Genomic DNA, 21,950 nt, shown 5'->3' with positions numbered 1-21,950 from the left:
AGGTCTCAATGAGCGAAAATCATCATGATGCTGAGCCCATGGGGGCCCCGCCGGCTCCTCCTGCTCCGCCTGAAGCCCCCAAGGCGGCCAGGAAGTCCCGTCGAGAGAACGAAGCACAGGTTCGGGATGAGCATGATGACAAGAAGAAGGCGGCACGATGAGACTGCGGTTCATCCTTTCCAGCACCTGGGACAACCTGCGCCGCAACGGGTCCATGATCCTCTCGGTCATGCTGGTCACCTTCATCTCCTTTCTGTTCATAGGTGCCTCGGGCCTCATGCAGGCTCAAATCAGCAAGGCCAAGGGAGACTGGTACGACCAGGTGGAGGTGGTGGTCTGGCTCTGCCCGGACGGCACCAGCCAGGCGGCCTCGTGCGCGACCGGCAAGGCGCCCACCAATGACGAGATCGTCAAGCTGGAGAACACCATCAATACCGAGCTGAGCGACTCCGTGGCCAAGATCACCTATCAGAGCCGTGAGGACTTCTTCAAGAACACCTTCCTCAAGCAGTACCCTGACGGTACCTACGAGGGAAGGACCATGACCGCGGCGGACATGCAGGGCTCCCTGCGGCTCAAGCTCAAGGACCCGACCAAGTACCAGGTGGTTTCCGAGGTGCTGTCCGGACGCGATGGGGTGGAGGAGGTCTCCGACCAGCGTCAGATATTCGACCCCGTCTTCAAAATCCTCAACAGGGCCACGGCGGTTACCTTGGTCCTGGCCGTGGTCATGGTGATTGTAGCCATTCTGCTGACCGGTACCACCATAAGAATGAGCGCTGCTGCACGTCGGAACGAGACGGAGATCATGAGACTGGTGGGAGCCTCCAACTGGACCATCCGGCTGCCCTTCATCCTGGAGGGCGTGGTGGCCTCCCTGCTGGGTTCGCTTCTGGCTGTCGGAGCCCTGAGCGCCATCGTCAAGCTCTTCATTACCGACTGGCTGGCTCGCACGGTCCAATGGATGCCCTACGTGGACCAGTCCACGGTCCTGCTCATAGCCCCAGCCTTGATTCTGGGGGCCATGCTCTTGTCCGCACTGGCCTCCTCCATCTCCCTGCGACGGTATTTGCGGACCTGATTTGTGGCGACCGGCCAATCGATTTGGGACGCAATCTCTGTCATAATGATGACTAGCATGGATAGTGATAGTGAGGGACTTGACCATGAATCGTACCAAACGGTGGGAGGCTATCTGCGGCCTCGTCGGATCGTTGGCCATGATGCTGGGCGGCGGAATCCTCGGACTGTCCGTAGCGCCTGAACCGGCGCGTGCCGACTGGAGCAGCTACCAGCAGAAAGTCCAGAACCACGCGGCCCTGAAGAGCAAGCTGGCTGGTGTCAGCGCCCAACTTGCCAACCAGATACTGAGTCTCGATGATCTGACCTCCAATCAGATTCCGGCTGCGCAGCAGAGTGCCATCGATGCCCAGCAGAAGGCCGAGCAGGCCGACAGCCTGGTCCAGGCCACCAACGATCGCCTGGAGGCGGCCCGCAAGGATCGCGCAGATCTGGAGGCCAAGATACGTCAGACCGGCCTCGATTATGACGATGCCAAGGCTGGCGTGGCTCAGATGGCCAGAAAGAGTTTCCACGGGTCCGAGACTTCTCAGATCATGGACGTGGTGACCAAGTCTTCAAGCACCCAGGACTTTGTAGACAAGATGCAGTCCGATGCGGCTGTGACCAGGTCCGAAGCCAATACGGCCAATGATGCGGCCAACACCCTCAACTCCTCCATGAACCGTAAGCAGCGTCTGGAGGCCATCGAGGAGCAGATCAGCACGCTGAAGGCCAAGGCTGACCAACAGCAGGCGGTAGCCCAGCAGGCTGTAGCGGCGGCCCAGGCCAAGCAGGACCACCTGCAGGCCCTGCGTGACCAGGGGACCGCAGCCCGCAAGCAGCTGGAGAGTCAAAAGGCTGCCCTGACCACACAGTCGGCACGTGAAGCCGCAGATATCGTGGCCACCGAATCCATGATCGACTCGCTGAACACCGGCAATCCGGGCGGCAGCGCCGACCCGCATGCCGGAGGAGCCCAGCAGATCAGCAATGGCGGCGGATCCCGTCCGGCACGGAATCCACGGCCTGCCCCGCCCAGTAACAATGGCGGCGGTGGTAATAGCGGTAGAGGCAACGGTGGCGGTGGCGGCGCCTCCGGCATGAATTATGCAGTGCCGGGCAGCTGCCCATCAGGTTCCGGATTCTGCTATGGCCATAGCACCGGTAATACAGTGGGTGGCAGCGCCTACCCCGCACGGCAGTGCACACTTTGGGCCTATATACGCCGTTCGCAGCTGGCTCTGCCTGTGGGCTCATATCTGGGCAATGGGGCTGAGTGGGCCGGTAAGGCTCGTAGCCTGGGCTATTTTGTCAACAACACCCCCCATGTCGGTGCCGTCATGGTCTTCGCCCGTGGCCAGCGGGTCACTAGTTGGAACGCCAACTGGACCTATGGCCACGTGGCTGTGGTCGAGCGGGTCAATGCGGATGGATCGGTGCTCATCTCCGAAGGGGGCACCGGCTTCGCCGCCTTCCCCACCTATGAAACGGTCTATGGGGCAGGCAACTACCAATACATTCATTACTGATGCCGATGCGGGCCAGGTCCGCCACTTGGAACGATATTATCGCTGTCCGGAGTGCCAGGTAGCCTCCTTGGCGCGATCAGGAGGAGGATATTATGGCTAAGGAAACCGGCACGTCGATGATCGCTCAGAACCGCAGGGCCCGTCATGACTACCAGATTGAGGATCGGTACGAGGCCGGCATCGCGCTGACCGGGACCGAGGTCAAGTCTCTGCGAGAGGGGCGTGCCTCCCTGGCCGAGTCATTCGTCAGCATTGACCGGCGGCACGAGGTCTGGCTGGAGAACGCCAACATCCCCGAGTACCTCAATGGCACCTGGAACAACCACGCACCCAAGCGCAAGCGCAAGCTGCTCCTCCACGCCCGGCAGATTGTTCGCTTGGAGCGGCAGATTCAGGCCAAGGGCTATACCATCGTTCCCTTGAGTCTGTATTTCAAGGACGGCAAGGTCAAGGTCGAGATCGCTGTGGCCCGAGGAAAGCGCGAGTATGACAAGCGCCAGTCTCTTCGGGAGGAGCAGGATCGCCGCGAGGCCCAAAGGGCCATGAGCTACCGCAACAGGCGCGGCTGAGTTCACAGATCAATTTTCCAATTCCTCAACAAACCGACAGTCGCCCGTTTAAGTCTGCCTGCGCTATGCAGGCTCGACACGCCCGGGGCTGATGGTGATCGACAGTGTCGAATAGCGCCTTTGGCCTGCTATAGAGCCAAAAACACCAGGGTAAGCGGTCTGCAATATCTAGTTATCCTTCATCTGTATGCATAAAAATACAAATGTGTGCATAATAGTGCATGTCACTCAAGAGCAATGAGGGGTCGCTTCGGGGCGGTCCGGAAGAGGAGAAGACATGGGCAAGATCAAGGCGGTGCTGGCGGCGGCTCTGAGTATCACCCTGCTGGCCTCCATCGGAGCCTGCGGAACCACTGACGAGGCGGACACCAGCAGTGCGTCGGGCAAGGCCACCACCAGCTCCCATCCAGCGGCTTTTGACGTCAGTGGCATCAAGAAGGATCCGGCCATTGCGGCCAAGGTGCCCGAGTCGGTTTCCAAGGACGGCAAGCTGACCGTGGGTATGGAGACCTCATATGCGCCTGGCGAGTTCATGAATGAGGATGGAAAGACCCCCATCGGCTATGACGTGGACCTGTCGAACGCCATTGCCAAGGTCATGGGGCTCGAGGGGGAGATGGTCAGCGCCTCCTTCGATACCATCATCCCGGCCATCGGCAGCAAGTATGACGCGGGCATCTCCAGCTTCACCATCACCAAGGAGCGGATGCAGTCGGTCGACTTCGTCACCACATTCAAGGCGGGCACGGCCTTTGCCGTCAAGAAGGGGAACCCCTCCAAGATCAATCCTGACGACATCTGCGGCGTCAAGGTCGGCGTGCAGACCGGGACCATCGAAGAGCAGCAGGCAGCCGACAAGATTTCGGCTGAGTGCAAGGCCAAGGGCAAGAAGCCGGTGGATGTGCAGTCCTACAAGCAGCAGACCGATGCCGCCACGGCAGTGGTCAATGGCAAGATCGACGTCTTCTACGCCGATTCACAGGTGACCGGGTATGCCATCAAGCAGACCGATGGACAGCTGGAGAAGCTGGGCAAGGATACCGACATCGTCCTGCAAGGTGCCGCTCTGAAGAAGGGCAGCGGCATGGCCGAAGCCACCCAGGCGGCTCTTCAGAAGTTGATTGACGACGGCGTCTACGCCAAGATCCTCAAGAACTGGGGCGTCCAGAGCGGTGCGATCGAAAAAGCCGAGATCAACCCTGCGGTCTCTGACTGAGGCAAGGCCAGGCGCGGGTCGTCATATCGGGCGACCCGCGCCTCAGCAGGTGGTTAGGCAGTAGATCAGGCCTCAACAAGTACAGCAGTGCGGAAGGAAGCAGGAGATGCATACCAAGAAGGGGACGGACCAGATTCAGATCCCCGGCAGAATACATGCCAGGCCGGTGCGCAAGCCGGGGCCGATCGTTGCTGCCGTCATCGTGGCCATCTTCGTGGCCATGCTGATCCACGGTATGGTGACCAATCCCAACTTCGATTGGCCCACGGTCTGGAAGTACCTGTTCAACGAGCACGTCCTGGACGGCATCAAGTGGACCCTTCTGCTGACCGTCTACGCCATGGTCCTGGCCACAATCCTGGCCATCATCCTGGCGGTCATGCGCAAATCGTCCAATCCGGTCCTGCGCTGGGTCAGCTGGTTCTTCATCTGGTTCTTCCGCGGTACTCCTGTATATACCCAGCTGGTCTTCTGGGGCCTGCTTTCCGTGCTGATTCCCAAGCTGGCCATCGGAATCCCCTTCGGTCCCGAATTCTGGAGCATCGATACCAAGACCGTGCTGAACGCCACCGTGGCCACGGTGCTGGGTCTGGGACTCAACGAGGCCGCCTATCTTTCCGAAATCGTCCGTGCCGGCATCGAGGCTGTGGACCCCGGCCAGGAGGAGGCAGCCAAGGCACTGGGCATGCCGCCGTCCATGATCATGCGGCGGATCGTCCTGCCTCAGGCCATGCGCATCATCGTGCCGCCCACCGGCAATGAGACCATCGGCATGCTCAAGACCACATCCCTGGCTCTTGCCGTGCCCTTCACCCTGGAACTTCAGTTCGCCACCAACGCCATCGCCAACCGCATCTACAAGACCATCCCGCTGCTGATTGTGGCCTGCATCTGGTACCTGGTCATCACTTCCGTTCTCATGGTCATCCAGGCCCAGCTGGAAAAGCACTATGGCAAGGGCTTCGACTCGCGGCCCCTGGCCGGGTCGGGGACCAAGGACGGCAAGGATGGCGAGGACCCGCAGACCCGTCAGGAGACTGACAAGGTCAACAAGGTCATGATGGCCGGGCTGAATGCCTGAGCGCAGGAGGAGAATCATGGACGAGGACAGGCAGACCAAGAAGGACGGTCAAGGCGGCAAGGATCCGGCCATCGTCATCAGGAATGTGCACAAGGTATTCGGCGATCAGCATGTTCTGCGGGGAATCAACCTGGAAGTCATGCCCGGCACGGTAACGGCAGTCCTGGGACCTTCCGGTTCGGGCAAGTCAACGCTGTTGCGGCTGATCAACCAGCTGGAGACCCGCACAGCCGGCGAGATTTATGTGGACGGCGAGCTGACCGGATACCGGAAGATCGATACCGGCAAGGGCCCTGTGCTGCAGACCCTGGACGACAAGGCCATTGCCAGGCAGCGCTCCAAGATCGGGATGGTCTTCCAGCGCTTCAACCTCTTTCCTCACATGACCGCCTTGGAGAACGTTATGGAGGCGCCGGTCCATGTGGGCCGGGTTCCCAAGACCGATGCCCGCAAGGAGGCACAGGCCCAGCTGGAACGTGTGGGGCTGGAGGACAGGATGGATTACTATCCCGCCCAGCTCTCCGGCGGCCAGCAGCAGCGTGTGGCCATCGCGCGAGCACTGGCCATGCACCCCGACATCATGCTCTTCGACGAGCCCACTTCGGCCCTGGACCCGGAGCTGGTGGGGGAGGTCCTGGGGGTCATGCGGCAGGTGGCTCAACAGGGCATGACCATGGTGGTGGTCACCCACGAAATGGGCTTCGCCCGCGAGGTGGCTGAGCAGATCGTCTTCATGGACCAGGGCGTCGTGGTGGAACAGGGAGGCCCTGACATCATCGACCATCCTCATACCGAGAGGTTCGCTGAATTCCTGCATACCGTGCTCTAGAAGCAGGCAGGGTTCAGGTTGTAGAAATTCCGGCAAGAAGCCTTTCGGACGGGCAGCGGCGGAATTCCCATGGCTAAACTGGGGCCCATGTGCGGAATCGTCGGTTATGCGGGATCGGTACGGACGGCCTGCGGCAGGCCCCTGGAGGTCTGCCTCAAGGGTCTGGAACGCTTGGAGTACCGGGGTTATGACTCGGCCGGAGTGGCCCTGGCTGCCCCTGGGATGGCGCGGGTGGCCGTGCGCAAGAAGGCCGGGCGCCTGGGCAACCTGATTGCAGATTTGAAGGCCAAGCCCATGCCCGAGGCCACGGTGGGTATCGGCCACACACGTTGGGCCACCAATGGCGAACCCACTGACGTCAACGCCCATCCCCACATCAGCCGTGACGGCAAGGTCGCGCTGATCCACAACGGGATCATCGAGAACGCCTCCAGGCTGCGGTTGGACCTGGAGGCCGAGGGGTACACCTTCGTATCCTCCACGGACACCGAGGTGGCCGCCAAGCTTTTGGGCAAGATCGCCCAGGAGATTATCGATGCCACCGGCCAGCCCGACATCTTCGAAGCCATCAGGCGGCTGGCCCGCATGCTCAAAGGAGCTTTCACCATCCTGGCCGTGGACTCAAGGCAGCCCGATCTGGTGGTGGGCATCCGACACGATTCACCGCTGGTGGTCGGCCTGGGGGACGGGGAGAACTACCTGGGCTCCGATGTAGCGGCCTTCGTGGCCTATACCCACCAGGCCATGGAGCTGGGGCAGGACCAGGCCGTCTGCATCAGCGCGGACCAGGTCCTGGTCACCGACTTCCAGGGGCATCCTGTGGAGCATCCCCGACGCTACACCATCGACTGGGATGCTTCGGCTGCCGAAAAGGGCGGATGGGACTCCTTCATGGACAAGGAGATCCACGAGGACCCTGCGGCGGTCTCCAACACCCTGCTGGGCCGGTACGACGAGTCGGGCGACCTGGATCTGGATGAGGTCCACATCGATGAGGAGGTCTTCCGCCAGATCGACAAGATCATTGTCGTGGCCTGCGGAACGGCCTCCTACGCAGGGTTGGTGGCCAAGTACGCCATCGAGCATTGGGTCCGCATCCCGGTGGAGGTCGAGCTGGCCCACGAGTTCCGCTACCGTGATCCCATTCTGACCCCGCGCACCCTGGTCGTGGCCATCTCCCAGTCCGGGGAGACCATGGACACGCTGATGGCGCTTCGGCATGCACGCGAACAGGGTTCACGGGTTCTGGCCATCTGCAACACCCAGGGGTCGACCATCCCCAGGGAGTCCGATGCCGTGCTCTACACGCACGCCGGCCCCGAGGTGGCTGTGGCCTCCACCAAGGCCTTCCTGGCCCAGATTGTGGCGGCCTACCTGCTGGGGCTCTACCTGGCCCAGGTCAAGGGAACCATGTACCGGGACGAGATCCACCAGACCATCGACAACCTCAAGGCCATGCCTGCCAAGATCCAAAAGGTGCTGGACAGCCAGGCCGAGGTCATCAGCCAGACGGCTCAGCGTATGTCCAAGGCCCGCTCCTTCCTCTTCCTGGGGCGACATGTGGGCTATCCGGTGGCACTTGAGGGGGCGCTCAAACTCAAGGAGATCGCCTACATCTTCACCGAGGGGTTCGCCGCCGGCGAGCTCAAGCACGGGCCCATCGCCCTGGTGGAGCCGGGTGAGCCCGTGGTGGTCATCGTCCCCAGCGCCCGGGGCCGTAATGTGCTGCACGACAAGGTCATCTCGGCCATCGAGGAGGTCAAGGCCCGCGGCGCTTTCACCATCGTCGTAGCCGAGGAGGGCGATCCGGATGCCGACCGCTATGCTGACGTGGTCTTTTGGCGGCCGCCCTGCCCGACCCTGCTCAGCCCTCTGGTGGATGTGGTCCCCCTGCAGTTGTTCGCCCTGGACATGGCCAGGCTCAAGGGTCTGGACGTGGACAAGCCCCGCAATCTGGCCAAGTCGGTCACTGTGGAATAGAGGCTGTCCATGGTCGTCGGGTCCGAGCAGCGGGGGCATCGGATCGTTCTGGATGAGCCCTTGATTCCCTTCGAGCCCAGAGTCATCTACGAGGACCGTCGCATCATTGTGGTCGACAAGCCCCACTTTCTGGCTACCATGCCCAGGGGGATGTGGTACGCGGGCACCGTACTGATTCGAATGCGCCAGCTGTATGGGGAGCCCGACATCATACCCGCCCACAGGCTCGACAGGGCCACTGCGGGCGTGCTGGTCCTGGTGCGAGATCCGGCTGCCAGGCGGGCCTACCAGATGCTTTTCCAGGAGCATCGCGTGCGCAAGGTCTACCAGTGCCTGGCGCCGGTGCGACCCATGGTTCGCCCGCGGACCGGCATTGTGCGACGCCTGGATCCGCCCCGGGTCTTCCCGCTGGAGCGCCGCTCCAGGGTGATCAAACGCCGAGGGATTCTCCAGGCCTGGGAGGAGCGGGGACCGGTCAATGCCGTCACCAGGGTCGAGCTGACGGCAGGCCGTGGATGTCTGGCCATTTACACCCTCTATCCGCAGACGGGCAAGACCCATCAGCTTCGTGTGCACATGAACGCTCTGGGCCTGCCCATCGTGGGCGACGATCTTTACCCCAGAATCCAGACCCGGGCCTACGAGGACTTCTCCCGGCCACTGCAATTGGTGGCCCGTCGTCTGGAGTTCACCGACCCCTTCACCGGAGTTAAACGCATCTTCACCTCCTCCGTTCCCTTCGATTCTCAAGAAGAAGCCTGAACAGTCAGCCTGGTGGGACATAATGGTCAGGGGATACCGGAGCCGCGGGACGACGTGGACGCGGCAGGCATCCCCGTCCGAGGGTTGAGATGGACCAGGAGGTTCTACCCATGAGCAAACCGACAAGGCGGGCCTATCGATGGCCCAAGCATCTCAAGGGTCAGCAGTCCCTCTGGTACGGATGCGACTACAACCCCGACCAGTGGCCCGAGGATACATGGGATGAGGATGTCAGGCTGATGACCAAGGCAGGGGTCAATGTGGTGGCCCTGGCGGTCTTCTCCTGGTCGCGTATTGAGCCCAGCGAGGGCGTTTTCGACTTCGATTGGTTGGACCGGATCATCGACAAGCTTGGTCGTGCCGGCATCGGGGTCAACCTGGCCTCGGCCACGGCTTCGCCGCCGCTCTGGCTGACCCAGGCCCATCCCGAAATCCTGCTCAGGGACGAGCGAGGCGACACGGTCTGGCCCGGGGCCCGGCAGCACTGGCGGCCCACCTCGCCGATCTTCCGCTCCTACGCCTTGAAGCTCTGCCGGGCCATGGCCGAGCACTACCGGGACAACCCCTATCTGGTGGCCTGGCATGTTGGCAATGAGTATGGCTGTCACAATCGCTTCGACTATTCCGACGATGCCATGAGGGCCTTCCAACGCTGGTGTCGTCGCCGCTACAAGGACATCGACGCCGTCAACCGCACCTGGGGCACGGATTTCTGGTCACAGAAGCTGAGCGACTTCTCGCAGATTCTGCCCCCGCGTTTCATCGGCCAGGGGAATTTCCAGAATCCGGGCCGCATGCTGGACTTCGAGCGGTTCAGTTCCGACGCCCTCAAGGATTTCTACATGGCCGAGCGTGACACTTTGGCTGAGATCACCCCGGATATACCCTTGACCACCAACTTCATGGTCAGCGCCGGCGGATTTACCCTGGACTACGACGACTGGGGCAACCAGGTGGACTTTGTGGCCAATGACCACTACGCGACGCCAGGCAGGGATCATCTGGAGGAGCTGGCCTATTCCTCCAGCCTGGTGGACGCCATTGCCCGCCGACGTCCCTGGTGGCTTATGGAGCAGTCCACATCGGCGGTCAACTGGCGGCCGGTCAATCCCCGCAAGGAGCCTGGACAACTGGAGCGCGACTCCCTGGCTCACCTGGCACTCGGTGCTGATGCCATCTGCTACTTCCAGTGGAGGCAGTCCCGGGCCGGCGCGGAAAAGTTCCACTCGGCCATGCTGCCCCATGCCGGCGAGGACACGGCTGTCTTCCGCGATGTCTGCCAGCTGGGTGGGGACCTGCAGGGGCTCTCGCAGGCTGGTTTGGCTGGCACTTCGCTGGCCAAGGCGCCGGTGGCCTTGATCCTCGACTACGCAAGCCAGTGGGCCAGCTCCCACGCGTCCTCGCCCAGCGACCGGGTCGAACATGGCCAGGAGCCGCCGGTCTGGTACCGGGCCTTTCTGGACAACGCCATCCGGCCTGATGTCCTGCCGGTCAGGGCCGCCTGGGAGGAGTACCCGTTGGTGGTCCTGCCAGCCCTCTACCTGATTGACACCGATCTCTCCAAACGGTTGCACAAGTATGTCCATAGTGGAGGGCGGCTGATTGTCACCTGGGGCAGCGGTATCGCCGACGAGCAGGACCGCGTCTGGACCGGTGGGTATCCGGGGCCGCTTCGGGACCTGCTGGGGCTGTCGGTCGAGGAGTTCGCACCCATGGCTCCCGGCACGCCCGGTCTGCAGGACCATCTGGACCTGACCGACGGGGTCACCGCACACGATTGGGCCGATGTCATCGGCAATCTGGACAAGGACACCAAGGTCCTGGCAGGCTACCGGGCCGATCCCTGGACAGGGATGGATGGCATGCCGGCCATGACCGTCCATGATTGGGGTCATGGCAAGGCGGCCTACCTGGGCTGCCGTCTGGATGCCCGGGATCTGGCCAAGGTCCTTCCTGCCCTGTTGGAGGCCCTGGATGTGGCCGATATGAGGTCGGCCCAGGGCAATCCCGATCTGTTGAGAGTGGAGCGGGTCAGCAAGGATGATCGGACGCGCTTCGTCTTTCTGTTCAACCGGACCAGGCATCCGGTGCAGGTTCAGCTGGAAGGCCAGGTCCTGGTGGGTTCGCTGGCCAGCATCGCCGGGGACGGCAAGCAGGCCGATCTGCAGGTCAATGGTGCGCTGGTGCAGCGTGTGGTCGGCCATCGGCATTGAGCTGGTGAATCCTGTACATGCCGGTGAAGATCAGCTCGGGGTCGTAGACCTCGATCAGGTCGGTGTCCTCTGAGAAGGTACGACCCATGCCGCCCGTGGCCACTACGTGGAAGTCCCGGCCTATCTCGCTGCGGTACTGGCGGATGATCCGCTCCAGGCCGCCGAGGAAGTTGTAGTAGAGCCCGGCCTGCATGGCCGTCCTGGTGCCCGTGGCCATGATGGTCTGCGGACGGGTGATCTCCACCTGGGGCAGCTGGGCGGTCTGACCGGCAAGGGCCTGGGCCCCTGAGCGGATGCCCGGCACGATCAGGCCTGAGCGTATGGCGCCCTTGGCATCCACATAGTTGAAGGTGGTGGCTGTACCGAAATCGATGACCAGGACCGGCCCTCCGTAGCGGTGGAAGGCGCCCACGCAGTCGGCCAGGCAGTCGGCGCCCAGGGAGCGCGGGTCGTCCAATCGGATGTTCATGCCTGTCTTCACGCCGGGGCCGACCACCATGGGGTCGATGGAAAAGAAACGGATCAAGCAGGACCTCAAGGCGTGCATGACCGCAGGAGCCACTGAGGAGATGATGGCATCCTGCACATCCGCAGTCCTGTAGCCGGCCAGGGCCATGAGCTGTCCCAACAGAAGCCCGAACTCATCGGCCGTGTGATCGATCCTTGTGGTCAGTCTGTAGGAGGCGGCGACCCGGTCGCCCTCCATGAATCCGACCTCGATGTTGGTATTGCCGATGTCGATGGCCAGCAGCATGTCTTTTCCTCCCTGCCGTCGTCCGGGCGCGTGGCGCTTTCCGAATCCATGCTAAGCGCATAAGCCCAGGTGATGGCTTCAGGGAGTATGCTGGTGGGCGGTGATCGACCAGAACGGCGGTCAACCGCAGCATAAGGATTCGTCAATGAATGCAGATCGACACGGCACGCATGCCCACGGCAGCGTGACCGCAACAGATACAGACGCGGCCCAGGAGCCGGGACCCAGCACCGATCCCGAACTCAACGCCAGAATCAGGCCCATGAGGTCGGGTGGCAACACCCTGCCCTGGAAGTTGCTCAGCCTCCTGCTGGCTCTGGCCTTGGCTCTCTCCCTGTGGACCGGACATCGTGGATCCGCCGGTCCGGCTCAGGGAGGAATCGTGGCGGATACGGTCACGGTGGGGCTCAAGCTGGCTCCCACCAATCTGGACATCCGCAACCAGTCGGGCACAGCGCTGGATCAGCTTCTGATCGGCAACGTCTATCAGGGCCTGGTGTCACGGGATTCCCGGAACCGGGTGCGTCCGGGCCTGGCCAGGACCTGGGATGTCTCCGAGGACGGCCTGGTCTACACCTTCCACCTGCATGAGGGCATCCGCTTCTCCAACGGTCATGCTCTTCGGGCCCAGGACGTGGTTGACTCCATTCGTGGGCTCATGGAAGGCCACTATCAGGGCAGCGAGATGCTGGAGGGCTTCCAGGGCGTTGAGGCCGCAGATCCGCTGACGGTGCGCCTGACGCTTTCCAGGCCCTACCAGGATCTGCTCTGGCAGCTGAGCGGCCGGGCCGGCCTGGTCCTTGACCAGCGGGCTCATTACGACATGAAGACCCAGGCCGTGGGATCCGGCCCATACCTGCTGGAAAACTTTCGGCCAAACGATTCGGTCACCCTCAAGGCCGATCCGCATTACTGGGGCAGCGACAAGCCCAAGACGCCAACAATTGTCATCCGCTATCTCAATGACGACAACGCCGCCGTCAACGCCCTGCGCAGCGGGGATGTGCAGGTGCTGGCTCCGATCACCGAGAACCTGGCCAGTCCCTTCCGCGAGAACCCCGACTTCCAGGTCAAGGCGGGCGACGACACCGACAAGTACGTCCTGGCCATGAACGGCAAGGGTGCCGCCACATCCGACCCGCGGGTGCGGCAGGCCATCCGCCATGCCATCGACCATCGGCAGCTGATTGCATCCCGGGGAGGATCGGACAGGGCCCTAGGCGGCCCCATACCCTCCCTGGATCCCGGCTATCGGGATCTGACCGGGCTCTACCCCCACGATCCGGAGCAGTCACGGCGGCTTCTGGCCCAGGCCGGGTACGGTCCCGAGCACCGGCTCAAGCTGCGGTTGACCTACGCCAACACTTATGGCAGCGAGTTGGGCGATCAGCTGCGTTCGCAGCTGCGTCAGGTGGGCATCGACCTGGACGTCAGGGTGGTGGAGTTCTCGGTCTGGCTGCAGGACGTGCATGCCAACAAGGACTACGACCTGTCTCTGGTGGATCATGGCGAGAGCCACGACTTCCATCAGTGGGCCAACCCTAACTACTACTACAACTATGACAATCGTCAGGTCCAGGATCTCTACCAGAAGGCCATGGCCACGACCTCCGCCGATGACTCCGGCAGGCTTCTGGCCCAGGCCGCACGGATTGTCAGCAGCGATGCGGCGGCGGATTGGCTCTTCAACTACCGGGTGACCACGGCCTGGCGGACGGGGTTGGAGGGCTTCCCGGTCGACCTGAACCAGTCCCTCATGCCCTTGTCCGACGTGATTTATAGGCGGGCATGACCATGGCCAGATTCCTGATGCGGCGCCTGGTGCTCTTCATCCTGGCGCTGATCGGCATCTCCCTGCTGATCTTCCTGGCCCTGCGTATCCTGCCAGGGGATGTGGCCGCCGTCATGGCCGGGCTGGATGCCCCGCCTGAGCGGGTCGACCGGCTGCGTCGGCAGATGGGCCTGGACCGCTCCTATCCCCGGCAGTATCTGGATTGGATCAGCGGCTTTCTGCAAGGGGACCTGGGCAGGTCCATTCTGACCAACCGTTCCATCGCCTCCCAGGTGGGTATCCGGGCCCAGATCACCTTCCCGCTGATTCTTTTGGGACTGGGCGTGGCCCTGCTGCTGGGCATCCCCCTGGGTTGCGCAGCCGCCCTGGCGCGCTCGCCGCGGATGCAGTCCTTCAGTCACATGGCAGCCATCGTGGGCGGATCAGTACCGGCCCTCTGGTCAGGACTGCTGCTGATCATGCTCTTCGCCAAGGGAAGCGGCCTGATTGGTTTGCTGCCCTCCCAGGGCTTTCCTGCTCTCGGCTGGGCTCAGCCTGGGCAGGCCTTGGCGGCTTTGATTCTGCCTGCTCTGTCCACCGGAATCATCGTGGGCGCCGGCATCATGCGGTACACCCGCTCTCTGTTGGGCGACATGCTTTCTTCTGGGTATGTGGACATGGGCATGGCCTGCGGGATGACCCGAACCCAGGCCGCCCTGCGGATCGGTCTGCGGCTGGCTTCCCCCCAGCTGGTCTCGGTGATTGGGCTGACCATGGCCGAGATGATCACCGGGGTCATGGTCAGCGAGAACCTGTTCGCCCTGCCGGGACTTGGCTCCATGCTGGTCACTGACGTGGGCAACCGGGATCTTCCGGCCGTTCAGTCCGAGCTACTTCTTCTGGCGGCCTTCTTCCTCTTCCTGGGACTGCTGGTGGACGTTGTCCATAGGCTGATCGATCCGCGTTTTCGAGGTGTGGCCAGGCAGGAGGCGGCTGACTGATGAGCTGGGAGCATACAGACAGGCCTCGCTTGGGATTGAAGGCCGCCTTCCCCGGCCGACTGGGATTCTTCGGGCCGATGCGGGTGGTGCTGGCCAGCATGTGGTGCAAGGGCTCGGGGCGGTACTCGCTGATTGTTCTGGCCATATGGATCCTGGTCTCCCTGGTCTCCAGGTTCTGGACCCCGGTCCCTATCTGGACCACCGACGGGTACCGCATCTGGCAGGCCCCCAGCCGCGCCCACCTTCTGGGAACGGATGGTACCGGAGCAGACATCCTCTCCTGGCTGATGGCGGGGTCGGCAACCAACCTGGTCATCAGCCTTCTGGCGGTCATCCTGTCGGGCGTATTGGGGCTTCTCCTGGTCATGGCCATGGTCTCGCGCAGTTCTGGAGTATCGCAGACGGTCGTGGTCCTGGTAGACGCCCTGATTTCCTTGCCTACGGTTCTGCTGGCCCTGATTCTGGCCGTCCCCCTGGGACCCAGCATCGCCGTGGTCGTCGTGGCCTGCGGATTCGGCTACGGACTCAACCTGGCCCGGATTGTAAGGCCCCAGGCGCTCCTGGCGGCGGAATCAGACTATGTGCAATCCGCCCGGCACAGCGGGGTCGGGTCCTTCAGAATTTTCTGCACGCACCTGGTGCCCAATGTCATTCCGGTCCTGTGCGTGCAGCTTTCCATGTCGGCGGGGACCTCCGTTCTGGCTGAAGCTGGGTTGACCTACCTTGGGGTTGGCGTCCCCTCCGGCCTGCCCTCCTGGGGGCACTCGCTGACCACCTCGGTCAAGTTCATCAACGTCTTTCCGCTGACCGTGCTCTGGCCAGGCCTGGTGGTCACCATGGTGGTGGTGGCGCTGAACCTGTTCGGTGATGCCCTGCGTGATGCCATCGATCCGGTCACCAACCCCGGGTTCAGGGCCGCCGTGGCTGCCGCCGGACGGTCGGCTCTCCGGTCTGGGGAGCGCCAGGAAACGTCTGCGCAATCGGATGACTCCGGTCATCACGTCGAGAATGCGATCCATACAGGCGAAGGAGGTCGATGATGTCGCTGGTTATTGACGGCCTAGGTCTGTCCATCGGTGGTCGCACCATTCTTGACCGGGTGAACCTCAGGGTGGCGGATGGACAACGGGTCGGCCTGATCGGCTCCTCAGGCTCCGGAAAGTCGATGATCGCCCGCAGCGTCCTGGGCACCGTACCGCTGACGGCCTCCCTGTCCGGTTCCATTCTGGTGGACGGGCTTCAGATTCTCGGCTCCGATGACCGGTCCCTGGCGGACCTGCGCGGTTCCCGGATGGGCATGATCTTTCAGAATCCTTCCACGGCCCTGAACCCGGTCAAGAAGGTCTACAGCCAGGTGGAGCTCCCTCTCCGCCGCCACTACCGCCTGAGTGCCCAGGAAAGGCACAGACGGGTCATGGAGATGTTGGCCCAGGTCGGTTTGGATGCGGATCTGGCTGGCTCCTATCCGCATGAGCTGTCCGGGGGCCAGCAGCAGCGGGCGGCTATAGCCACGGCCCTCGTCACCAAGCCCAGACTGATACTGGCAGACGAGCCCACCACAGCCCTGGATGCCATCACCCAGCGGCAGATTGTGGACTTGCTGGTCTCCCTGGTCGACCAGAGCGGGGCCTCCCTCCTGTTCATCACCCATGACTTCTCCGTCCTGGCCCGGGTTGCTGATTACTGCTACATCCTTGACGCGGGCCGAGTGGTGGAAAGCGGGCAGACGCAGAGCATTCTGCGCGACCCATCCAGTCCACAGGGCAGGACCCTGGTGAGGGCGGCCAGAGAATTGACGCTGCGCGCGGATGGAGGCAAGCATGAGAACGACTGATGGTGCACAGGTCGACCCGATCCTGGTCGGGAAGGGCCTGACCAAGGTCTATGCTCCCGCCGGAAGCGGCATGGCTCGAAAGGCCGCGGTTGACGGAATCGATGTCTCCCTCCTGCCAGGGGAGTGCCTGGCGATCATAGGGGAGTCCGGTTCAGGGAAGACCACGCTTTCCCGCCTGCTTCTAGGGCAGTTGAGGCCTGATGGCGGACAGGTGATGTATCAGGGCAGACCGGTTCTCTACGGTTCTCCGGCCGCCAAGGCGCTTGCCCGGGACTCTGCTCTGGTCTTTCAGAATCCCTTTGCCTCCCTGGATCCCCGGTGGACCATTGGCCGGTCAGTCGCTGAGCCTCTTCTGGCTGCCAGACGCAGGGGGAGCGGGCACCTATGGCATCGTCGTCAGGATGGGACGGGTCTTGCCGATCAGGTGGCCAAGGTCTTGTCAGCGGTTCAGCTTGACCCCGACAGGCTCATGACGGCTTATCCTTCCGATCTATCAGGCGGCCAGGCTCAGCGGGCGGCCATAGCCCGGGCCCTGATCGTCAAGCCCCGGATACTCTTGGCCGATGAGCCCATGAGCGCCATCGATGTCTCGGCACGCGTCGGGATCCTCCATACCCTTCAATCCATCATGACCCAGTCCAGGCAGCGGAGTGATTCGTCAAGTGGCATGTCCATGATCATCATCTCCCATGATCTGGGCGTGGTCCAGCACATAGCAGACAGGGTCATGGTGCTCGTCCAGGGGAAGGTGGTGGAGGAGGGTCCGGTGAAAGCCATCCTCAATCATCCCAGGCAGTCCTATACCCGGCAGTTGCTGGCAGCTGCAACCCTGTAGGTATCCGTCTTTGTCAGGCGATCGGAATACCAGTCATCGATAGCTGCCCGTGATCCAAGGATACGACCTTCTGGATTGGCTACCGGGGAATCGTGAAGCTCGGAGACGATCGACCACATGGTCGTTCGCCCACTGCTTGACTCCTGCCGGGGCAATAGACTGGGGAACCATGGTGGACATCCAGGATGCAGGACAGGCGTTGAAGCGGTATTTCGGGTATGAGTCCTTTCGCCCGGGTCAGGAGGATCTGGTCAAGGCCATCCTTAATGGGCAGGACTGCCTGGGTGTTATGCCGACCGGTGCCGGCAAGTCCATCTGCTATCAGATACCTGCCACCCTCCTGGACGGTCAGACCATCGTCATCTCCCCCTTGGTTTCCCTGATGAAGGACCAGGTGGACGGGCTGGAGGATGCCGGCATCCAGGCCTCCTTCGTCAATTCCACCCAGGATATGGATGAGCAGTCCCTGGCCCTGGCTCAGGCCGCCCAGGGACGCAGCAAGATCCTCTACGTGGCTCCCGAGCGGCTGGATGCCCCCAGATTCAGGGAGTTCGCCCAGCATACGAGGATCTCCCTGCTGGCTGTGGACGAAGCCCACTGCGTATCCCAGTGGGGTCAGGACTTCCGCCCTGCCTACTTGGGCATCGGCGACTTCATCGGATCCCTGCCCAACCGGCCCACGGTGGCGGCCTTCACTGCTACGGCGACAGAGAAGGTTCGGCGCGACATCGTACACATGCTGGGCCTGAACGACCCTTACGTGGCGGTGACGGGATTCGACAGGCCCAACCTCTTCTTCGATGTGATCAAGCTGGAGAGCAAATACAAGAATCGCTGGGTGGTCCAGTATGCCCTGAAGCACGGCGATGACTCAGGCATCGTCTACTGCGCCACCCGCAAGGAGACCGAAGCCCTGGCTGATGATCTGCTCAAGGCCGGCGTCAGCGCTGTCAGCTACCACGCTGGTATGGATGCCCAGGACAGGGAGCAGGCGCAACGGGACTTCGTCAACGACAAGGTGCAGGTGGTCGTGGCCACCAACGCCTTCGGCATGGGCATCGACAAGTCCAACGTGCGCTATGTCATCCATCACAACATGCCCGAGAGCATCGAGGCCTACTACCAGGAAGCTGGCAGGGCGGGACGTGACGGCGAGCCCGCCAGATGCTCACTGCTGTGGAACGAGAGCGACATCGTCACCCGCAGGCGCCTGCTGGACATGGACAACGGCAACGACAGACTGACCGGTGAACAGGCCGAAGCGGTCAGGGCCGAACACCGGCGTCTGCTCAATGTCATGATTGGCTACTGTCGGACCACGGGTTGCCTTCACCAGTACATGTTGCGGTACTTTGGTGAGGAGGTGGACCAGGCTGCCGCGGGCCTTTCTCCTGCCGAGGCCGACAAGGGTAAATCCGTCCCGGTCGGGCATCCCGACACGGGCAGAGGCGGCTGCCGGAACTGTTCCAACTGTCTGAGCACCTTTAAGACCATCGACGTCAGCGATGTGGCCCGTGCCATCAGCAGGTGCGTGCATGATGTGAATCAGGGGTTCGGCTCCGGAAAGATCGCCCAGATCCTCCGGGGTTCACGCTCGCAGGACCTTCTTCGACGAGGGCTGGATCGGTGCCCCAGCTATGGCGCTCTGGCCCAGGTTCCAGAGGCGCGAATCCGCGACGTGCTCAACCAGATGGCCTCGGACGGGTATCTGTACATCACCGAAGGACGGCTGCCCATGGTCCACTTCGGGCCCAAGGCCGCGCAGACGGTCAGTCCGGACTTTCATTATGAGATCAAACGAACGGAACGTCCGAGTGCTTCAGGCAAAGTCTTTGGTGGCGGGACTTCTTCGACACTCGACGATGACGGTCTCGAGCAGGCCGGTGCAAGCGATGCCAGCCCAGAGGATGAGGAACTTTTCCAGAAACTGCGCGCACTGCGGACCAGCATAGCCCGCGAGATCGGCAAGCCTCCCTACATCGTCTTCTCCGACAAGGCCCTGCGCGATATGTGTCGCCTTCGGCCCGCCGATGATGCGACCTTCCTGGCCGTCAACGGGGTGGGACAGCACAAGCTGGAGCAGTATGGACCTCAGTTCATGGGGGTCATCTCCCAGTTCTCGGCCAGAAAAGGAGCGAATGTGGTCATGGGCGCTGCCTGATCTGATAGGCAGGTCGGCCTACCATGAGATATACATGACTTCATCAAGGTTGCCTTTCATACCGGGCGCCCGACAGGAAAGGAAATAACAATGGCTGACAAACCTATTGTGGAGAGCTTCCAGCTGGATCACACCAAGGTCAAGGCGCCCTACGTTCGTCTGATCGACGAGGAGAAGGGCCCCCAGGGAGACATCATCTCCAACTATGATCTGCGCCTGGTTCAGCCCAACCAGAACGCCATTCCGACTGCCGGGTTGCACACCATTGAGCACACCATCGCCGTACTTCTGCGCGAGCGCATCCCCGGCTATATCGATTGCTCGCCTTTCGGCTGCCGGACGGGCTTCCACCTGCTTGCCTGGGGTCGTCATTCGACCGAGGATGTGGCCAAGGCTCTCAAGGAGTCGCTGGAGTTCATCGCCGAAAAGGCCACCTGGGATGATGTGCCTGGCACCGAGATCACTTCCTGCGGCAACTACCGCGACCATTCGCTCTTCTCGGCCAAGCAGTGGAGCCGCGACATCGTAGCAGCCGGCATCAGCTCCGATCCTTACGAACGCAAGCTGGTCTGAGCGCTGACAGACAAACAATGGGGTCTGAGGAAGGGTAAATTCCTTTTCTCAGGCCCCGTTCGATGCAACAGGTGAAATCTCAACTGCGCAGTATGGTCTCGATCTGTTTCATCTGGTCGTCATCAATCTGCATAGCCGGTTCTCGGATGCGTGTGCTGATGGGTAGACCCTGCAGTCGCACGGCCCCCTTGATGGCCGACACGAACAAATCCGCAGTGTCGTAAATCGCCATCAGGTGGTTGATGCGTCGGGCCTTGTCGAGCGCAGTCTGGTAATCACCCTCTTGATAGGCCTGATGCATGGCCACGAAGGTTTCCGGTTCCACGTTGGTCAGGCCCGATAAAACACCGTTGCCTCCGCAGATGCGATTGACCATATAGTATTCGTCGAATCCGGAGAACACCGAGAACTCAGGGCTGACACGTCTGACTGCCGATACGACTCGACGTGTGTGGCTGATCGTGTCCACGGTATCTTTGATACCAACGATATTCGGACATTCCTGGGCCAGTTTCGCGACCAACTCCGGAGAGCAGTCGTTGCCTGTACGAGCCGGGAAATTGTAGAGGATCACCGGTACAGCCGAGGCGTGGGCGATGCTGGTGAAATATCGGTAAGCGGTCGGTTCCGAAGGGCCGAAATAATAGGGGCTGACAGCCACCACGGCATCGGCGCCGATTCGTCCGGCAAACCTAGTCAGCTCCATGACCCGGTCCATGTCGGTATCGCCTACCCCGACGAAGATCTTCATGCGCCCTCGTATATGGTCGACAGCGAATTGCAGGGCTGAGTGCTTCTCTTGAAGATCATAGGCATAAAATTCGCCAATGCTTCCAAACAGAAGCACCCCATCAATGCCAGCCTGGATCAGATGGTTCAGGTGTCGTCCCCACAGGTCAGTGTCGATGGCTCCCTGATCGTCGCTGATGGTTATCGACGGGCAGAAAATTCCCTCGAATTTGGCTGATGATGTGCTCATGTTCACCCTTCCACAGTAAGCATATCGGCATCGATTCCATAGGCCCTCATGGCATTGTGCTTGAAGAAGTCCTCATCAGGGCCAAAGGTGTCCAGCATCAGTTGCCAGTGTTCCCTGAGTGAGGAGTGCACGGTGACTACCGGCCAGTTGGAGGCATAAAGGATCCTGTCCGGGGGAAATGTGTCCCTGACGAAGGCGACGATGTCTCGATTGACCGGCAAGTCGCCTGACACCTTGATATAACAGTGTGGCAGGGCTGCCATGGCCTGCATGGCTTTTTTGCAGGCCGGCGACAAGTCGGGCATATTGCCCATATGGTCCATGATGACAGTCAGGGAAGGAACCTGAGAGAATGCCTGAGCCATGTCCGGCAGTTCTGCCCCCCTGTTGCATAGCTCGAAAGGCAGGCCCTTATCAGCCATGGCGTGGAGCCCGGCGATGAAAGAGGGTTCCATGCAACGGCCGCGCGGGGCAGAGTCAGTATGCAACGGCTCTCTGATGCCCGTAGCATTGATGGGCACCCTCGTATAGGGGCCTACCTGGGCTCTTAGCATTCGGGCAAGGATTTTCGGGTCATTGTCCTCATAGACCAAGCGGTCCTCTAATAAGGGGTCATCCGAGTCAACTTCCACGTAGACTCCGCCCAAAAATTCCACTCCCAACTGCCCGTACTCGTCTTCCAGCTCATGAAGAGAAAAGCTCCGGTTCAGTGATGGCATCCCGTCCAGCCAAGGTAGATGTTGCCGTTCAAGATCCCACATATGGAAGTGAGCATCAATGACCTGTAATTGTCTCGTCATA

Annotated in this window: 20 protein-coding genes; 16 read left to right on the top strand and 4 right to left on the bottom strand. The window is 61.7% G+C overall.

The features are described 5' to 3' along the window. Positions 1–22 precede the first annotated feature (22 nt). Positions 23–82 (bottom strand): hypothetical protein, encoded by a 60-nt coding sequence (locus H3V04_RS10535; protein ID WP_367379055.1) that lies wholly within the window; start codon positions 80–82, stop codon positions 23–25. A 75-nt stretch (positions 83–157) separates the two neighbouring features. Here H3V04_RS10535 and ftsX point away from each other — a divergent pair, with 75 nt between their 5' ends. The 9 genes from ftsX to H3V04_RS04690 all read left to right on the top strand — a co-directional run bounded on the left by ftsX (position 158) and on the right by H3V04_RS04690 (position 11,241). Further along, positions 158–1,081 (top strand): permease-like cell division protein FtsX, encoded by a 924-nt coding sequence (gene ftsX / locus H3V04_RS04730; protein ID WP_154312669.1) that lies wholly within the window; start codon positions 158–160, stop codon positions 1,079–1,081. 85 nt (positions 1,082–1,166) lie between these two features. Next, a complete protein-coding gene (locus H3V04_RS04725; protein WP_198180281.1) occupies positions 1,167–2,591 on the top strand; it encodes a CHAP domain-containing protein in 1,425 nt (474 codons plus the stop codon). 92 nt (positions 2,592–2,683) lie between these two features. Next, the gene (smpB, locus tag H3V04_RS04720) at positions 2,684–3,160 is read left to right on the top strand and encodes an SsrA-binding protein SmpB (RefSeq protein ID WP_198187373.1); all 477 of its coding nucleotides are present in this window, start codon (positions 2,684–2,686) and stop codon (positions 3,158–3,160) included. A 277-nt stretch (positions 3,161–3,437) separates the two neighbouring features. Continuing rightward, complete coding sequence (locus tag H3V04_RS04715) at positions 3,438–4,376, top strand: ABC transporter substrate-binding protein (protein WP_198177407.1); 939 nt, start codon at positions 3,438–3,440, stop codon at positions 4,374–4,376. Between the two features lie 106 nt (positions 4,377–4,482). Further along, on the top strand, positions 4,483–5,457 hold the full coding sequence (locus H3V04_RS04710) for an amino acid ABC transporter permease (RefSeq protein WP_198180262.1): 975 nt from the start codon (positions 4,483–4,485) through the stop codon (positions 5,455–5,457). A 16-nt stretch (positions 5,458–5,473) separates the two neighbouring features. Next, complete coding sequence (locus H3V04_RS04705; protein ID WP_198187372.1) at positions 5,474–6,286, top strand: amino acid ABC transporter ATP-binding protein; 813 nt, start codon at positions 5,474–5,476, stop codon at positions 6,284–6,286. Positions 6,287–6,373: 87 nt separating this feature from the next. Beyond that, complete coding sequence (gene glmS / locus H3V04_RS04700; protein WP_198187523.1) at positions 6,374–8,266, top strand: glutamine--fructose-6-phosphate transaminase (isomerizing); 1,893 nt, start codon at positions 6,374–6,376, stop codon at positions 8,264–8,266. Between the two features lie 9 nt (positions 8,267–8,275). Beyond that, a complete protein-coding gene (locus H3V04_RS04695) occupies positions 8,276–9,028 on the top strand; it encodes a pseudouridine synthase (RefSeq protein WP_198187371.1) in 753 nt (250 codons plus the stop codon). A gap of 110 nt (positions 9,029–9,138) precedes the next feature. Next, positions 9,139–11,241, top strand: a complete 2,103-nt coding sequence (locus tag H3V04_RS04690) for a beta-galactosidase (RefSeq protein ID WP_198187370.1) — start codon at positions 9,139–9,141, stop codon at positions 11,239–11,241. Here H3V04_RS04690 and H3V04_RS04685 read toward each other — a convergent pair. Then, on the bottom strand, positions 11,198–11,995 hold the full coding sequence (locus H3V04_RS04685; RefSeq protein WP_198187369.1) for a type III pantothenate kinase: 798 nt from the start codon (positions 11,993–11,995) through the stop codon (positions 11,198–11,200). The two genes, H3V04_RS04690 and H3V04_RS04685, sit on opposite strands and share 44 nt — an antisense overlap. 145 nt (positions 11,996–12,140) lie before the next feature. Here H3V04_RS04685 and H3V04_RS04680 point away from each other — a divergent pair, with 145 nt between their 5' ends. The 7 genes from H3V04_RS04680 to H3V04_RS04650 all read left to right on the top strand — a co-directional run bounded on the left by H3V04_RS04680 (position 12,141) and on the right by H3V04_RS04650 (position 20,170). Continuing rightward, complete coding sequence (locus tag H3V04_RS04680; RefSeq protein WP_198187368.1) at positions 12,141–13,787, top strand: ABC transporter substrate-binding protein; 1,647 nt, start codon at positions 12,141–12,143, stop codon at positions 13,785–13,787. Positions 13,788–13,789: 2 nt separating this feature from the next. Then, positions 13,790–14,767, top strand: a complete 978-nt coding sequence (locus tag H3V04_RS04675; RefSeq protein WP_198187367.1) for an ABC transporter permease — start codon at positions 13,790–13,792, stop codon at positions 14,765–14,767. Between the two features lie 77 nt (positions 14,768–14,844). Then, positions 14,845–15,807, top strand: coding sequence for an ABC transporter permease (locus H3V04_RS04670; protein WP_198187522.1), 963 nt, complete (start codon positions 14,845–14,847; stop codon positions 15,805–15,807). Further along, positions 15,807–16,601, top strand: a complete 795-nt coding sequence (locus tag H3V04_RS04665; RefSeq protein WP_198187521.1) for an ABC transporter ATP-binding protein — start codon at positions 15,807–15,809, stop codon at positions 16,599–16,601. The genes H3V04_RS04670 and H3V04_RS04665 overlap by 1 nt, the downstream gene beginning before the upstream one ends. After that, a complete protein-coding gene (locus tag H3V04_RS04660; RefSeq protein WP_198187366.1) occupies positions 16,588–17,436 on the top strand; it encodes an ATP-binding cassette domain-containing protein in 849 nt (282 codons plus the stop codon). The genes H3V04_RS04665 and H3V04_RS04660 overlap by 14 nt, the downstream gene beginning before the upstream one ends. Before the next feature lie 169 nt (positions 17,437–17,605). Further along, the gene (locus tag H3V04_RS04655; protein ID WP_198187365.1) at positions 17,606–19,597 is read left to right on the top strand and encodes a RecQ family ATP-dependent DNA helicase; all 1,992 of its coding nucleotides are present in this window, start codon (positions 17,606–17,608) and stop codon (positions 19,595–19,597) included. A 90-nt stretch (positions 19,598–19,687) separates the two neighbouring features. Then, entirely contained in the window at positions 19,688–20,170 is a 483-nt protein-coding gene (locus H3V04_RS04650; RefSeq protein ID WP_029678668.1) for an S-ribosylhomocysteine lyase, read from the top strand. A 79-nt stretch (positions 20,171–20,249) separates the two neighbouring features. On the opposite strand, the gene H3V04_RS04645 is transcribed toward H3V04_RS04650, so the two are convergent. Together H3V04_RS04645 and H3V04_RS04640 are read right to left on the bottom strand one after the other, a co-directional pair. Then, complete coding sequence (locus tag H3V04_RS04645) at positions 20,250–21,149, bottom strand: dihydrodipicolinate synthase family protein (protein ID WP_198187364.1); 900 nt, start codon at positions 21,147–21,149, stop codon at positions 20,250–20,252. 2 nt (positions 21,150–21,151) lie between these two features. Continuing rightward, positions 21,152–21,949 (bottom strand): amidohydrolase, encoded by a 798-nt coding sequence (locus H3V04_RS04640; RefSeq protein WP_198187363.1) that lies wholly within the window; start codon positions 21,947–21,949, stop codon positions 21,152–21,154. Position 21,950 lies beyond the last annotated feature (1 nt).

The organism is Bifidobacterium sp. M0353 (genome assembly GCF_016100645.1).
Lineage (GTDB): Bacteria > Actinomycetota > Actinomycetes > Actinomycetales > Bifidobacteriaceae > Bombiscardovia > Bombiscardovia choladohabitans.
The sequence above is the reverse complement of the archived record's forward strand: the minus strand, read 5'-3'. Positions and strand labels throughout refer to the sequence as shown.

Bases quoted from the DNA above. Each gene is read 5' to 3' on its own strand.
- ftsX (WP_154312669.1), top strand. From the start codon at position 158: ATGAGACTGCGGTTCATCCTTTCCAGCACCTGGGACAACCTGCGCCGC.
- H3V04_RS04725 (WP_198180281.1), top strand. From the start codon at position 1,167: ATGAATCGTACCAAACGGTGGGAGGCTATCTGCGGCCTCGTCGGATCG.
- smpB (WP_198187373.1), top strand. From the start codon at position 2,684: ATGGCTAAGGAAACCGGCACGTCGATGATCGCTCAGAACCGCAGGGCC.
- H3V04_RS04715 (WP_198177407.1), top strand. From the start codon at position 3,438: ATGGGCAAGATCAAGGCGGTGCTGGCGGCGGCTCTGAGTATCACCCTG.
- H3V04_RS04710 (WP_198180262.1), top strand. From the start codon at position 4,483: ATGCATACCAAGAAGGGGACGGACCAGATTCAGATCCCCGGCAGAATA.
- H3V04_RS04705 (WP_198187372.1), top strand. From the start codon at position 5,474: ATGGACGAGGACAGGCAGACCAAGAAGGACGGTCAAGGCGGCAAGGAT.
- glmS (WP_198187523.1), top strand. From the start codon at position 6,374: ATGTGCGGAATCGTCGGTTATGCGGGATCGGTACGGACGGCCTGCGGC.
- H3V04_RS04695 (WP_198187371.1), top strand. From the start codon at position 8,276: ATGGTCGTCGGGTCCGAGCAGCGGGGGCATCGGATCGTTCTGGATGAG.
- H3V04_RS04690 (WP_198187370.1), top strand. From the start codon at position 9,139: ATGAGCAAACCGACAAGGCGGGCCTATCGATGGCCCAAGCATCTCAAG.
- H3V04_RS04685 (WP_198187369.1), bottom strand. From the start codon at position 11,995: ATGCTGCTGGCCATCGACATCGGCAATACCAACATCGAGGTCGGATTC.
- H3V04_RS04680 (WP_198187368.1), top strand. From the start codon at position 12,141: ATGAATGCAGATCGACACGGCACGCATGCCCACGGCAGCGTGACCGCA.
- H3V04_RS04675 (WP_198187367.1), top strand. From the start codon at position 13,790: ATGGCCAGATTCCTGATGCGGCGCCTGGTGCTCTTCATCCTGGCGCTG.
- H3V04_RS04670 (WP_198187522.1), top strand. From the start codon at position 14,845: ATGCGGGTGGTGCTGGCCAGCATGTGGTGCAAGGGCTCGGGGCGGTAC.
- H3V04_RS04665 (WP_198187521.1), top strand. From the start codon at position 15,807: ATGTCGCTGGTTATTGACGGCCTAGGTCTGTCCATCGGTGGTCGCACC.
- H3V04_RS04660 (WP_198187366.1), top strand. From the start codon at position 16,588: ATGAGAACGACTGATGGTGCACAGGTCGACCCGATCCTGGTCGGGAAG.
- H3V04_RS04655 (WP_198187365.1), top strand. From the start codon at position 17,606: ATGGTGGACATCCAGGATGCAGGACAGGCGTTGAAGCGGTATTTCGGG.
- H3V04_RS04650 (WP_029678668.1), top strand. From the start codon at position 19,688: ATGGCTGACAAACCTATTGTGGAGAGCTTCCAGCTGGATCACACCAAG.
- H3V04_RS04645 (WP_198187364.1), bottom strand. From the start codon at position 21,149: ATGAGCACATCATCAGCCAAATTCGAGGGAATTTTCTGCCCGTCGATA.
- H3V04_RS04640 (WP_198187363.1), bottom strand. From the start codon at position 21,949: ATGACGAGACAATTACAGGTCATTGATGCTCACTTCCATATGTGGGAT.